At 69.2% G+C, this 13,828-nt stretch carries 8 protein-coding genes; 3 read left to right on the top strand and 5 right to left on the bottom strand.

All coding sequences use genetic code 11. From position 1 onward, the window contains the following. Positions 1 to 83 precede the first annotated feature (83 nt). Both GR168_RS19575 and GR168_RS19570 read left to right on the top strand, forming a co-directional pair. Positions 84 to 1,184 carry an alpha/beta hydrolase family protein gene (locus GR168_RS19575; RefSeq protein WP_137810392.1) on the top strand — a complete coding sequence of 367 codons (1,101 nt, stop codon included), beginning with the start codon at positions 84 to 86 and terminating at the stop codon, positions 1,182 to 1,184. 401 nt (positions 1,185 to 1,585) lie between these two features. Further along, positions 1,586 to 5,581, top strand: a complete 3,996-nt coding sequence (locus GR168_RS19570; RefSeq protein ID WP_343213009.1) for an AMP-binding protein — start codon at positions 1,586 to 1,588, stop codon at positions 5,579 to 5,581. Positions 5,582 to 5,659: 78 nt separating this feature from the next. Here GR168_RS19570 and katG read toward each other — a convergent pair whose 3' ends face one another. The 3 genes from katG to GR168_RS19555 all read right to left on the bottom strand — a co-directional run bounded on the left by katG (position 5,660) and on the right by GR168_RS19555 (position 9,585). Beyond that, positions 5,660 to 7,885: a catalase/peroxidase HPI gene (katG, locus tag GR168_RS19565; RefSeq protein WP_159371485.1), complete on the bottom strand. Its 2,226-nt coding sequence runs from the start codon at positions 7,883 to 7,885 to the stop codon at positions 5,660 to 5,662. Positions 7,886 to 7,931: 46 nt separating this feature from the next. After that, positions 7,932 to 8,375 carry a Fur family transcriptional regulator gene (locus GR168_RS19560; protein WP_065631428.1) on the bottom strand — a complete coding sequence of 148 codons (444 nt, stop codon included), beginning with the start codon at positions 8,373 to 8,375 and terminating at the stop codon, positions 7,932 to 7,934. Between the two features lie 193 nt (positions 8,376 to 8,568). Beyond that, complete coding sequence (locus GR168_RS19555) at positions 8,569 to 9,585, bottom strand: ferritin-like domain-containing protein (protein ID WP_137810390.1); 1,017 nt, start codon at positions 9,583 to 9,585, stop codon at positions 8,569 to 8,571. Positions 9,586 to 9,914: 329 nt separating this feature from the next. Between GR168_RS19555 and GR168_RS19550 the strand changes: the two genes are divergently transcribed. Beyond that, positions 9,915 to 11,378 carry a UDP-N-acetylmuramoyl-L-alanyl-D-glutamate--2,6-diaminopimelate ligase gene (locus GR168_RS19550; RefSeq protein ID WP_238994947.1) on the top strand — a complete coding sequence of 488 codons (1,464 nt, stop codon included), beginning with the start codon at positions 9,915 to 9,917 and terminating at the stop codon, positions 11,376 to 11,378. A gap of 8 nt (positions 11,379 to 11,386) precedes the next feature. Here the strand turns inward: GR168_RS19550 and GR168_RS19545 are convergent, their stop codons facing one another. Then, positions 11,387 to 12,814, bottom strand: a complete 1,428-nt coding sequence (locus tag GR168_RS19545; protein ID WP_238994946.1) for a CHAD domain-containing protein — start codon at positions 12,812 to 12,814, stop codon at positions 11,387 to 11,389. A gap of 89 nt (positions 12,815 to 12,903) precedes the next feature. Beyond that, the gene (locus GR168_RS19540; RefSeq protein WP_137810388.1) at positions 12,904 to 13,800 is read right to left on the bottom strand and encodes an MBL fold metallo-hydrolase; all 897 of its coding nucleotides are present in this window, start codon (positions 13,798 to 13,800) and stop codon (positions 12,904 to 12,906) included. Between the last annotated feature and the right edge of the window lie 28 nt (positions 13,801 to 13,828).

Genomic DNA, 13,828 nt, shown 5'->3' with positions numbered 1-13,828 from the left:
GAACGGTCCTGAGTACAGAGCGGTGTGCATACGATGACGGGACCGGGTCGGTGATGATTCGGCACGAACTCGAGGAGCCGCCGATGTCTCGCTTGCCGAATGTCCTGGTCGTCGGCGTCGGCGTCGGCGTTGCCGTCCTGTCCATGGTGATGGGCGTGGCGGGTGTGCTCGTGCCCTCCGCGGGATCTGCGTCGGCGGACACCCTCACCGGTGTCCGATACGCCAAGGCGACGGCCGGCGCGCCATACCGGGAGACCTGGGTGTCGCCCCGCAATCTCGTGGTGTCGGTGTGGTCACGGTCGATGCAGACCCAGGTCCCGTCGCTGGTCCAGACGCCCGCGAACCGGAATCAGGCCGCACCGGTGATGTACCTGCTCAGTGGATCGTCCGGCGGCGAGGACAACGACGACTGGACGCACGCCACCGACGCCAACGCGTTCTATGCCAACAAGAACGTGTGGACCGTGACCCCGATCGGCGGTGCCGCGAGCTACTACGCCGACTGGCGCCGCGTCGACCCGGCCGCGAACTTCCGGTTCGGCGTGAAGACGTCGCGGCCCCTGCGGTGGGAGACCTTTCTGACCTCGGAGCTGCCCGCCGCCTTCGAGAACGCGCACGGGGGACGATCCGGCCCGGGACGCTCGCGCGGTGTCGCGGGGATCTCGATGGCGGGTACGGCGGTGCTGCGGATCGCCGAGAACCACCCGGGGTTCTACCGGGCGGTGGGCTCCTACTCGGGATGCGCCGACACCGCGTCGCCCACCGGGCAGTTGCTGTTGCGCAACGTGGTGTTCGTCCCCGGACTCGCCGACGCCAGCAACATGTACGGTCCGCCCGGGGACCCGCAGTGGGCAGCCCAGGATCCGGTGATCAACGCCTACAAGTTCGGGCGTCGCACCCCCGCCCTGTGGATCAGTGCGGCGACCGGATTGCCCGGTGCGCACGACAATCTGTCCGACCGGCGGATCGCCGGCAACGTGGGGGAGCTCGCCGAACAGGTCGCGGCCGGCGGATTCGCCGAAGCGACCGCACGCTCGTGCACGGTGACGATGACAAACCGCCTCGCCGCGCTGCGCATCCCGGCCGTCGTCCGGCTCCCGGCGACCGGTACGCATTCCTGGGGGTACTGGGAGGACCAGATGCATGAGTCCTGGCCGATGTTCGCCCGCGCGCTCGGGGCGTGACGCCGCGGGAGATGCACCGCGGACGGCGGTCGTCGTCGACCGCCGGACCTCGCATTTCAGCGTCCGTTCAACTCGACGCACCTACGGTCGGGGCGTGATCTCCGGGCACGGCTCCACCCGACGAGGCCCAGGGGGCGATCCGCGATGACCGTGACCCGGCGCGGCCTGTGGCTCTCGCAACTGCTGCATCCCGAGGTCTCGCATGTCGTCGCGTTCGGCCTGACCCTGAGCGGCCGGCTCGACGCCGAACGACTGCATCGCACGGCCGGTGCCGTGCTCGACCACGTCGGCTGGTACGACGTGCGTCTGAGCCCGAATCGGTCGCCGGCCGACGGTCATCCGCACCCCCTGCAACCAGCCGGTTCCGGACTGGACCCGGTGGAGTGCGTGGACCTGTCCGCGTGTGCCGACCCGGCTGCCGAGAGCGAGGCGCTGCGCAGCGTTTCCTCGACGACCCCGCAGGCGCCGATCTCGGACTGCCGTTGTTCCGCAGCGAACTGCACGTCCTCGCTCCCGACTCCCACCGGTGGATCGTGCGGGTGCATCACGTGCTCACCGACGGCGCCGGCGTCCTGCGGGTCATGGCGCACATCGCCGCTGTCTACGCGGGTACTGCGCGACCGGACGAGATGCCCCTCGCCGACGACCCCGAACTCGAGGCCGAAGAGGAGAGGTACCGCGGCTCGCGACGCCGAGGGGCCGACGAACAACACTGGGCCCGACGACTCGACGGCCTCGCGCCGTCCCTGCTGGCCGGTTCCATCCCGCATTTCACGTCGTCGATCACGCGCGTCACCGAAACCCTGAGAAGTCCGCGCACCGCATCGTCGGCCGAGTTCGTCACCGCGTTCGCGGGCCTGTGCGCCCGGCTCCTCGACGCCCCGGACGTGGGATTGAGTCTCCCGGTCGCGGCACGTACCTCGGCGGCACGTCTCCGGGCGGTGCAGCCTGTCTCGAACGTCGTGCCCCTGCGCCTCGACGGAATCGGCGACCGCGACGCCGGGCAGGCCCTCTCCGCGGTGTCGTCGGCCCTGATCGAGGCACTGCGCCATCAGCGCTACCCTCGCGAGGACATGCTGCGGAACCAGCACGGGCTCAACGGCTTCGGTGCGGTGGTCAACCTCTTGCCGGGTTTCGGGCCGCCCGCTGTCGACGGCTTGCACTGGGGACTCGAGGTGATGCGGACCGGACCGATCTCCGACGTCGCGGTGACCCTGCACCCCGCCGATCAGAACGGTCGCCGGGCGGTGACCTGGGAAGCCCCGGACGCCGTCGTCGACACCGATGCGCTGGCCACCCTCGCCCGACGTTTCGACCGATACCTCACCGCCACGCTGCGCGAACTGGACGGTGGCCCAACGGTTCCCGACGATTCGGTGTTCGTCGACGGGGAGTGGGAGCGGTTTCGGTGCCGGAGCGGACCACCGGCACCGCCTTTCACGCCGACCGTGAGCCACCTGGAGGACCACCGTTCGGCGGACCCGGCGGCCATCGCGATCATCGACGGTGAGGTGTCGGTGTCCCGACGCGAGTTCGCGCGCCGGGTCGTTCGCGGGACCCGGTTGCTCCTGGAGGCCGGGGTCGGTGCGGGCGACCGCGTGGCGGTGTCCATCGAGCGGTCGGCGGCCTCCGTTGTCGCGTTCTGGTCGGTGCTGTGTGCGGGCGGCGTATGGGTGCCGGTCGGCGATCCGTTCGCACCGGACGCGAGAACGAGGGATCTGCTCGATCGCTCCGGCGCCAAGGTCGGATTGTGCGTGCCGGGCGCCCCACACCCGGGCTCGATCCGGTGGCTCGACCTCGAGCACGACGACCCCGGCTCCCCGATCCCCGATCGGTGGCCGGGTTTGGAACGCGGGCCCGACGATGCCGCCTACCTGCTGTTCACGTCGGGTTCCACCGGAACGCCCAAAGGCGTGATCATGCCCCACCGCGGCCTGCCCGCCCTGATCGCGGAGATCCGACAGACGTACGCTCTAGCACCCGGGTCACGCATCCTGCACGCGTCGTCCCCGACCTTCGACACCGGGATCGTCGAGATGCTGTGCGGGGTGGTCGGCGGGGCGACAGTTGTCGTCGCGCCGAGGTCGGCACCCGGCGGTGATGCTCTGGCACAGCTGATCCGACGGCATCGCGTCAGTCACCTCATCGTCACGCCGTCGGTCCTCGACACCCTGCCCCTGGATCTGGCCGAGGATCTGGTGCAGGTGATCATCGGTGGCGAACCGCCGTCGCCGCGGGTGGTCGACCGCTGGTCGGGTCGCGTCCGGCTGCGGAATGCGTACGGACCCACCGAAGCCCGGTGCAGCATCAACATCTCCGCTCCGCTGCTGCCGGGCGAGGCGATCACCGTGGGCCCGCCGATGGTCGGAGTCGACGAGGCGGTCCTGGACCGCCTCGGCCGGCCACAACCTCCCGGGGCGATCGGCACGCTCCACTGTGCGGGACCGCAATTGGCCGACGGCTATCTCGACGATTCAGCGTCCACTGCGGAGGCCTTCGTGCAGAGCACGTTCTCGGCCGAGGAGGTGATGTACCGGACCGGCGACCTGGCCCAGTGGACCGAGGCCGGTGAGATCCGACTGCTCGGACGCCGCGACGGACAGATCACCCTGCGGGGCTTGCGAATCGAACTCGCTGAGATCGACGCTGCGCTCGGACGATGCACCGACGTGCGGAGTTCCGCGACGATTCTGCGCGAGTTGCCGTCGGGCCGTACCGCTCTGGTGTCATTCGTCGTGCCGCAGCGAACCGGAACGGATGTCGACGCACCCGGGCTGCGTCGCGCGGTCGCCGGTGTCCTGCCGTCGTACATGGTGCCCGCGCTCATCATCGGCATCGACGCGCTACCCCGCACCGGCAACGGCAAGCTCGACGTCGGAAAGCTGGTGGACCACCCGCTCCCCGGTCGCCGGTCGGTGCGCGGACCCGTCGGCTCGCACGAGACCCTGCTGGTTCGGGTCGTGGGCGAGGCGCTGGGCACTGATGAGGTCGATCTGTTCGCCGGCTTCCTCGAGCAGGGCGGCGACTCCCTGGCGGTCATGCGGGTCGTCGGATCGCTGATCGCGGCAGGACATTCCGAGATCGGGCCCGACGACGTGCTCACCGCGCCCGACCTGGAGACGCTGGCCGAGCGGATGGTCGAGCCGGTCCGCCCGGACGACACCGTACGGCGACCGGCCGCACCGGACGACGATCGTCCGCTCACGTCCGCAGAACGGACGGTCGAACGCGCACCGGGACACCCGCACGGGCAGCTGGTCCGCGTCGGATGGGTTCCACCCGAGACCGGGCGGCCCACCGCTCCCGAATTGCGAGAATTGCTCCGCGCGTTGGCCGATCGGCACCCCGCCCTGCGGTCGAGCTATCCGGACACCCCCGCCGGGCCGGTCCAGCGGGCGCTGGCCGGCGGCGCTGACGCAGCGGTCGATGTTGCCGTGCAGGTGGTTTCGGACCCAGACCCGAACCCGGGACGCGAGAGCCTACGCGCACACGCCGAACAGATGTCGGAGTCGCTCGATGTCCGGACCGCGCCGCCGTTCTGCGTGCGGATCCTGGCGGATGCCGACGGCGGTGTGATGGCCGCGGTCGCGGTGTTCCATCACATCGCGGTCGACGGGCACTCGCTCGGAACGCTGGCCCGGGAGGCGGACCTGCTCGCCCGCGGAGTGGATGTCCCTGCGGTGCAACCCATCTCGCCGCACGCACCACGCACTGACGACGACATGGACGGCCGGTCGTGGCACCAACTGCTCGGTGAGTCGCCCGCGGGGTCCTTCACCCTGGACGGGTTGGACCCCGTCTCCTGCGCGCAGTCCACGGCGGTTCGTCGCCGGGCTCTCGTCGACGCCGACGTCTACGCACGGTTCCGTGCCGGTGCGTCCGAGCAGGGCATGACCCCGTTCGAGGCATTCGGGAGATCGGTGTCGGAGGCGCTCGCGCGACTGACCGGACAAGACCGGGTGATGGCGGCCACCGCGGCGTCGACGCGACCGGCGGGTGCCGAGGACACCGTGGGCGACTTCGTCGTCGCTGCGGTCACACCGCTCGACGCCCGCGAGGACGTCCGCGGCTCGGTCGAGCGCACCCGTCGGTGCATCGCCGCGGCGACCGGACCGATGGAGGACGTGCTGGACGTACTGGGCCGACCGGCCGTCGACGGGCGCCTCTTCCCGGTGCCGGTGCTGCTCGGCTGGACCCCGACGATCACCCGGCCGAGCGTGGGCGGTCACCTGTACGTGTTCCCACCGCGGACCACGCGATGGATGCTGCAGATCGAGGGCTCGCCGACCGCACAGGGGGAGCTGCAGGTCCTGGTGACCGGCGCGGCCTCCGCGCTCACGGGCCCCCGGGTCGAGCAGGTGCTCGCCGAGGTCGTCGCGTGCCTGCGGGAACGGTGATTCGAGAACCTCACCGGCAGAGCAGAACACCCCGCGGGCGAGGTGCCCACGGGGTGTTCTCGATCGTGAGATGACGGATCAGGCCAGATCGAACCGATCGTTGTTCGAGACCTTCACCCACGCCTTGACGAAGTCGTTGACGAAGCGCTCCGCCGAGTCGTCCTGCGCGTAGACCTCGGAGAGTGCGCGCAGCTGCGAGTGCGAGCCGAACACGAGGTCGGCAGCCGTTGCCGTCCACTTCTTCTCGCCGGTGGCGCGGTCGGTTCCCTCGTAGACGTTCTCGTCGGAACCGCTCTTCCACTCGGTGTTCATGTCGATGATGTTGCGGAAGAAGTCCGTCGACAGGACGCCGGGCCGGTCGGTGAACACGCCGTGCTTGCTGCCACCGTAATTGGTGTCGAGCACGCGGAGACCACCGACGAGGACGGTCAGCTCCGGCGCGGTGAGGTCCAGCATGTAGGCACGGTCGAGGAGCAGCGACTCCAGCGGAGTCTTCTCGCCGTCCTTGCTGAAGTTGCGGAACCCGTCGGCGCGCGGTTCGAGGACCTCGAACGAGTCGACGTCGGTGCTCTCCTGCGAGGCGTCCGTACGGCCGGGTGTGAACGGCACGGTGACCGGGAAACCGGCTGCCTCGGCGGCCTTCTCGATCGCCGCCGCACCGCCGAGGATGATGATGTCGGCGAGCGAGACCTTCTTGCCGCCCGATGCCGAGTCGTTGAAGTCCTTCTGGACCTGCTCGAGTACCGGCAGCACCTTGGCGAGCTCGCCGGGCTCGTTGATCTCCCAGTTCTTCTGCGGCTCGAGACGGATGCGGGCGCCGTTGGCACCGCCCCGCTTGTCGGTGCTGCGGAAGCTGGCCGCCGACGCCCAGGCCGTCTTGATGAGCTGCGTCGGGGACAGCGCGTCGAGCAACGTGCCCTTGAGAGAGGTGATGTCGTCGGCGTCGATCAGTTCGTGATCGACCGCGGGAACCGGGTCCTGCCAGATCTGCGGCTCGGGAACCCACGGGCCGAGGTAACGGCTGACCGGACCCATGTCGCGGTGCAGCAGCTTGTACCACGCCTTGGCGAAGGCCTCGGCGAGCTCCTCGGGATGGTCGAGCCACCGACGGGTGATGTCGGCGTAGATGGGGGACTCGCGCAGGGCGACGTCGGTCACCAGCATGGTGGGCGCGCGACCGGGACCGCCGAACGGATCGGGGATCGTGCCTGCTCCCGCACCGTCTTTCGCGACGTACTGCCAGGCCCCCGCGGGGCTCTTGGTGAGCTCCCATTCGTAACCGTAGAGGTTCTGGAGAAATCCGTTGCCCCACTGGGTCGGGGTGGAGGTCCAGACGACCTCGAGACCACTGGTGATCGTGTCCTCGGCCTTGCCCTTGCCGTAGCCCGACTTCCAGCCCAGGCCCTGCTGTTCGATCGGGGCGCCCTCGGGCTCGGGTCCGATCAGGTCGGCGTCGCCGGCGCCGTGGGTCTTGCCGAAGCTGTGGCCGCCGATGATGAGTGCCGCGGTCTCCTCATCGTTCATCGCCATGCGACCGAAGGTCTCGCGGATGTCCTCGGCGGCGGCGATCGGGTCCGGCTTGCCTTCGGGGCCTTCGGGATTGACGTAGATGAGACCCATCGTGGTGGCGCCGAGGGGCTGGGCGAGCTCACGTTCGCCGGAGTAGCGCTTGTCGGTGCCGAGCCAGGCGTCCTCCGGGCCCCAGAACACCTCCTCGGGCTCCCAGATGTCCTCGCGGCCGAAGCCGAAGCCGAAGGTCTTGAAGCCCATGGACTCCAGTGCGACGTTGCCGGCGAACACCAGCAGGTCGGCCCAGGACAGCTTGGTGCCGTACTTCTGCTTGATGGGCCAGAGCAGACGACGGGCCTTGTCCAGGTTGGCGTTGTCCGGCCAGCTGTTCAGCGGGGCGAACCGCTGTGCACCCTGACCGCCGCCGCCGCGGCCGTCGAAGATGCGGTAGGTACCGGCGGCGTGCCAGCTCATGCGAATGAACAGGCCACCGTAGTGGCCGTAGTCGGCGGGCCACCAGTCCTGGGACGTGGTCATCAGCGAGACCAGGTCGGCCTTCAGGGCCTCGACGTCGAGCTTCTCGAATTCCGTTGCGTAGTCGAAGTCCTCGCCGAGCGGGTTGGACAGCGAGGAATGGGCGTGCAGGATCGAGAGGTCGATCTGCTCGGGCCACCAGTCCTTGTTGGTCAGCGGCGCATGCGCTTTCGGCTTCGGCGAGGGGATCGCCGGGTTCTCGCTCTCGCTGGCACTTGCGGTGTCGGCGTCGGAGTTGGGCGGGCGGCTGTCGGAGGTCACGACATTCCTTTCGAGGGGACTGACAGGCTGCGATCACGGGAGGTGATCAGGTCGGGGCCTTGCTGAGGCAATCGGGGCACAGGCCCCAGAAGATGACCTCGGCCTCGTCGATTGCGAAACCGTGGTCTTCCGAGGGGGTCAGGCATGGGGCTTCCCCGATTGCACAATCCACGTCGGCGATGACACCGCAGGCGCGGCAGACGACGTGGTGGTGATTGTCTCCGGTGCGAAACTCGTAGCGCGACACCGAACCCGAGGGTTGGATGCGGCGGATGAGCCCGCGCTCGGTCAGGGCGTGCAGCACATCGTAGACGGCCTGACGTGAGACGGTGGGCAGGGTTTCGCGTACCGCGTGATAGATGGTGTCCGTGTCGGCATGCGGGTGCTTGTCGACGGCGGCCATCACCGTCACCCGAGGCTGGGTGACACGAAGATCTGCGGCCCGGAGTTGCTGGGCATGGTCCGATGTCGATGCCACGTCCCCCACCATAGGGGCGTGACCGCCACTTCGCACGGTTTTTCTGGATCTGATCCAAATTCGTGCAGAGGTGGGTGGGGCCGACGCCAGTTGTCGTGTGTCGTTGCGTCTGGCGCCACGTTTCGCGACATCTGCAGATGCTTCCGACAGGCCGACGGCCGCCATCAGGTCGATGGCGGCCGTCGGGGTCGGTCGGTTCGGCAGATCAGCTGTCGATGCCGACCAGGTCCTTGGCGATCTCGGCGAAGCGGATCTCGACCGCGGAGACCACGCGCTGGCGGTTCTTGTGTGCCTCCTCGTAGGCGAGGGTGACCCGCAGGTCGGCCGGCTTGGTCAACTCCTTGACCGCGGCCACCGCGTCGGTGACGTTGAGATCGACGTAGCCCTCGATCGGGAGGTCTTCCGCCTCAACGGTTCCGGTGATCTCGCGGAGCTGGTGGAGCGCGTCGGCGGCACCCTCGGCACCGCTGTCGCGAGCACTGTCCTCGACTGCCTCGAGGGCGGCGTCACGGCCGGCGGCCACGGTCTTCGAGACCGCGGCACCGGCGTTGCTGACGGCGTCACCGGCTCGCGAGGCGGTCTCGGTCGCGTCGTCGACTGCTCGTCCGAACCGGCTGCGCAGGGTCTCCACGGGGTCGGGGAGCTGGCGGGCGAACTCGGCGGTGCGGTCGATCGCCCACGATGCGCCGAGCGCCGGGGCGGTCAAGGCGCGCGCGGCGAGGCCGCTCGCCCACTGCGACGGGCCGCGACGCAGGGCGGCCGGGCCGCCGAGAGCCTCTTCGGCGAGAACCGTCGTGAGCCAGTGGACGGTCGCCGTGTGGGCGTCGATGAGCTTGTCGGCCAAGCCGACGAGTGATTGGTCATCCTGACCGGTGGCCAGTGCCTTCAGGTACGTGGCGCGTGCCACGAGCCGCTGCTCCAGTGCGAGGTCGTCGAGCAGGGCCTCGTCGAGCGGTTGGGTCTGCTCGGCCAACGTCTTGGCGACGGCACCGACACGGCCGAGGACCGGCCGGACGACGTCGACGAGTCCGCCGCGGTCACGCAGGGCGGTCTCGATGGTGAGTGCGCGCTCGCGGGCGTTCTCGGCGTTCTGGGCCAGTTCCTTGCGGATCGCATCGGTACGGGCCTGGGCCTGCCGGGTCTCGGCGATCTGGATCTCGGTGTGCGTCAACGCGAGGATCGCGCGAAGTTGCTGGTGAACGGTGGTGGTGGAAACGGTCATCGGTTCTTGCTCCCCTCTTGAACGGGTTGGATCGGCTACACCCCGAGTGTTGCCACGACGAGGGCAGATGTAACACCCCGGTGCGAATCAACCAGTCGCGCCGACTCGAACACGTTGAGCCACAGCGGGTTCTACAGATTGTGAGACGCGTCACAGCGGCCGATGCGGGCGTGCGCTATGACCGTTTGCCGAGATTTGTGTGGTATCGGGCCTGCGTCGGGCCGGCCGGACCGTACGTCGAGGTTTGGATTCGCCCTCGTCACGGGTACCTCGCGGCGATGGACCCGGAGCGGAGTGTTCGCCAGGCGGACCCCGACCTGGGATCCGGAGTGACGGTCGCGCAGATCGCCGACCACCTCGACACCGCCATCCTCGGCGACCTCACAGCCGGGTCGACGCTGGTCCGCGACATCGACGACGATTCCCGCACGATCCGTCCCGGGGACGCGTACCTGGCCATCCCGGGCCGCCGCTGGCACGGACTCGACTTCGAGCGGGACGTGGCCGCGGCCGGTGCCGTCCTGGTGATCAGCGACCGCCCGTCGTCGGTCCTGCCTTCTCTGGTCGTCGACGAACCTCGCCGCATCATGGGGCCGCTGACCTCGTGGTTTCACGGTGAACCGTCACGTGATCTGCGGATCTTCGGTGTCACCGGCACGAACGGCAAGACCAGCACGACCCACTTCGTCGATGCCGCCCTCGCGGCGACCGGGGAGGCGGGCGGGCTCATCTCCGGTGCGCGGATCCGGGGCCCCGGGTACGACGTCGTGCCCGCCCGCACGACGCCGGAGGCGCCCATGCTGCAGCGGACCCTGGCGACATTCCGACGCCACGGCGTCACCTGCTGCGCGATGGAGGTCTCCTCGCATGCGATCGATCAGGGGAGGGTCGACGGCACCGCGTTCCGCGTGATGGCGTTCACCAACTTGTCCGACGACCACCTCGACTACCACGAGTCGATGGAGGGCTACTTCGCGACCAAGGCCGCGATGTTCACACCGGAGCGGACGCAGATCGCGGTGGTCGACATCGACGACCACTGGGGTGCGCGTCTGGCGGCCGGGGCCACGACGGAGACCTGGACGTGCTCGACTCGGCGCACAAACGCCGACGTCGTCGCCACCGATATCCGGGCCGGGCGTCTCGGCGCCGAGTTCACCGTCCACACGCCACACGGGCGATCCCGGGTCGGGCTGCAGCTGCTGGGGCCTCACCAGGTCGGCAACGCTCTACTGGCGCTCACCGCCGTGGTGGCAGACGGCGTCGACCTCGCCGCTGCGGCCGAGGGCGTCTCCTCGGTGACCGGCATCGCCGGACGGTGCGAACCCGTGCATGCCGGACAGCCGTATCGCGCGATCGTGGACTACATGCACAACACGGCGGGACAACACGCGATGTTCCCCTACCTGAGGTCGTTGACGGAGGACGGTCGGCTCATCGTCGTGGTCGGGGCAACCGGTGGACGCGATCCAGGGAAACGAGAACCACTGGGACAGGTCGCGGCGCGTTACGCGGACGTCGTGATCGTCACCGACGAGAGCCCCGAGGACGAGGACCCCGGCGAGATCAGGGCCAGTGTGCTGCGCGGCGCGCACCGGGAGGCGTCGGCGGTCGTCATCGAGGAACCCGACCGGCGGCGCGCATTCTCGACGGCCACGTCCATAGCCGGTGACCGCGACGTGGTCGTGGTCACCGGCCGGGGCAGCGACACCTTCCGCAGGTACGGGCCCGAGACGTCGTTCTTCGACGATCACACCCAGTTACGGCGCGCGATCCTCGACACGTCGAGCTGAACGGGCGATCACTTCTTTCCGGACAGAACGGCGTCGCGGGCCGCGGCGGCCGCGTGGAGCTCGCGCTGATACAGGATGCCGTAGGTGAAACCGTTCTCTCCCTTGCGGATTCCCGCGGCGGCGCCCAGTTCCCGCAGGGCGCGGGCGGCAACGGCGGCATCCTGGTGTTCCCCCAGGACGGTCTGGATCTTCTTGTAGCGCTTGGCCTGCGCACGACCGATCGACCCGACGACGGGCGTGGCCAGCTCACCGGCGTAACGGGCGCGCTTGGCCGCCTTGCGCGCCCGATGCAGATCCTCCTCGTGCCCGGAGGCGAGGGCTTGCTTCAACCGCTTGTCCGCCTTGCGCGCCGCGCGGGTGGCGATCTGACGGACCTGCTTCTTCGAGATCTGGTCATCGACGAGCGGGACTGCCTCGTTCCAGGTCGTGAGGGTCGACAGCAGCCGGCGATACCGGTCCGATGTCATCTCGGCGGCGACGTTCTCGCGATGGTGGTGCTGCTGAGCGGAGAGTTCCTCCTCGATCCGCGCCGCAACCGGTCCGAGCACGAGCTCGTCGGGCAGTTCGGCGAGGGCGGTGGCGAATCGTGCGCGCAGGACCTCCCGGTCGCGCACCTCGCCGAGAACCCCTGCGAACCACCGCAGTTCGTCGTCGAGTCTCACGAGGCCGCTCGGCTCGAACAGCGGTGCCGCGGTCCGCAGCGTGCTCCGGAGACGGCGGATGGCGACGCGAACGCCGTGCACCGGGTTCTCACCGCGACGCAGCGCGACATCGCCGGCGAAGATGGTCGCGATCTGCTCGTGGACGTAGTCCAGTGCGGCGGCAGCGGCCGGCGACGCCGATCCGGCTCGGTGCGGTGCTTCGTGACCGATGGCGCGCTCGTACGTCGACGACGCCGACGCCGGACGCGCGCCGGCCCCGACCATCCGTTTGCGTACCCCTTTGGGCACCGCATCCGACGACGCGGAGCGCACCGCGACCTCGCGCCAGGACGTGGCGGTGGCGACCGGGCCGGTGGCGGTGGCGGAGACGGTGTCGTCGATCACCTGGTAGTCGGTCTCACCGTTCGCGTCGAGATGGCGGTGGCGGGTTCGGTGCGTGTGCACGATCGCCGCGACGCGAAGCGGTTTGCCGCCGCTCAGCCCCCATAGGGCATCGGCAATCGTCGGCGGGACGGCCGTCGAGGGGGCATCGATTCGTTCGGTGATGGCCTCAGCGGGGAAGGGGGTGACGACCCGCCAGCCGGCCGGACGCTCGTCCCCGTCGACGTAGACGACCGTGGTGCCGTGCGCGAGGAGGTCCCGGTCCTCGGTGTCGTAGTACGTGTCGCTGAAATCCGTCGACGAGATCTCGACGTCGCCGGGGTCTCCGAGGTCGGGGATGGCGCTGCCCAGACCGAAATCCCAGGTGTCTGCGCGGGTGGTGTCGGTGTGCACTACTCGCTCCTCACTCTCGCTGTGTCGCTGACACACCGAGGGTGTCCGAACCGGACATCCGGTAAACGTCAGGAGGGGTCACGATCGGCCTACGAGCGGTGGTAGACGCCGTCCTCCGAACGCGTGACCTGGCCGTGGCGTAGGAGCCGTTCGAGGTGGAGTTCGGCTGTCCGTTTCTCCACCGCGTCGACGAAGGGCAGCTGGACATGCGGGCGATACACCAGCCGCTCGGTGGCGATCCCCTCGACCGTGAGTGGGCGGCGCAGCAACTCCAGCAGGCGTTCCTCGCGTCGATGGATGACGGCCTCGTAGTCGGCGAGACGTGATCGGAATTCGTCGGCGCCGGTGACCACGCCCTTCTGATGGAAGGTGCCGTACCAGCGGGCATCGATGTCGCGTACTCGCGCAATCGACGCGAGATAGTCGTCTACGCTGCTCCCCAGGTCGCCGTACATCGGTCCGAACGAGGTGAGGTCGATGTCGGCGAGATAGAGAAAGCCCGTGGGTTCGACGAGGATGCCGGAATGCCCGGCGGTGTGCCCGGGCAGGTGGACGACCGTCGCGGTGACCCCGCCGAGGTCGAAGGTGTGTCCGTCCTCGACCCCGGCGGCCTCGGGGAAGCCGGACGTCAACCGGAAGGTGTCGCCGATCTGGGCGTCGACGCCGGCCCTCTCCTCGTCGGTCAATCCGTAGTTGTCGAGAAGGACCTGCAGGGATCGCACGCCGTCGACGTCGGCGTGATGGGCGAACTTGTCCGCGGAGAAGTACCGGAGGCCGGCGATGTGGTCCTCGTGTGCGTGACTGATCATCACCGCGTCGGGCTGCACCGGGTCGTGGTCGACCTCGAGGGAGGGGTCGATCACCAGGGTCCCGGCGGAGCCGCGGACCACGACCGTGTTGCCGTAGGGAAACGCACCGCCATGTGACGACGCGAGCACGGTCACCTCGTCATAGCGGTTCTCGATGAAACTCGGTGCGCGGGTCACGTCGCCTGCGTACCCCGGCGGCGGAACG

This window comes from Gordonia sp. JH63 (genome assembly GCF_009856645.1).
Classification (GTDB): Bacteria; Actinomycetota; Actinomycetes; order Mycobacteriales; family Mycobacteriaceae; genus Gordonia; species Gordonia hongkongensis.
Note: the sequence above shows the minus strand (reverse complement) of the source record. Positions and strands in the feature narration are given on the sequence as shown.

What these genes read in the sequence shown, in the direction of transcription:
- GR168_RS19575 (WP_137810392.1), top strand. Translation starts at nt 84, where the DNA reads ATGTCTCGCTTGCCGAATGTCCTGGTCGTCGGCGTCGGCGTCGGCGTT.
- GR168_RS19560 (WP_065631428.1), bottom strand. Translation starts at nt 8,375, where the DNA reads ATGGTGGGGGACGTGGCATCGACATCGGACCATGCCCAGCAACTCCGG.
- GR168_RS19555 (WP_137810390.1), bottom strand. Translation starts at nt 9,585, where the DNA reads ATGACCGTTTCCACCACCACCGTTCACCAGCAACTTCGCGCGATCCTC.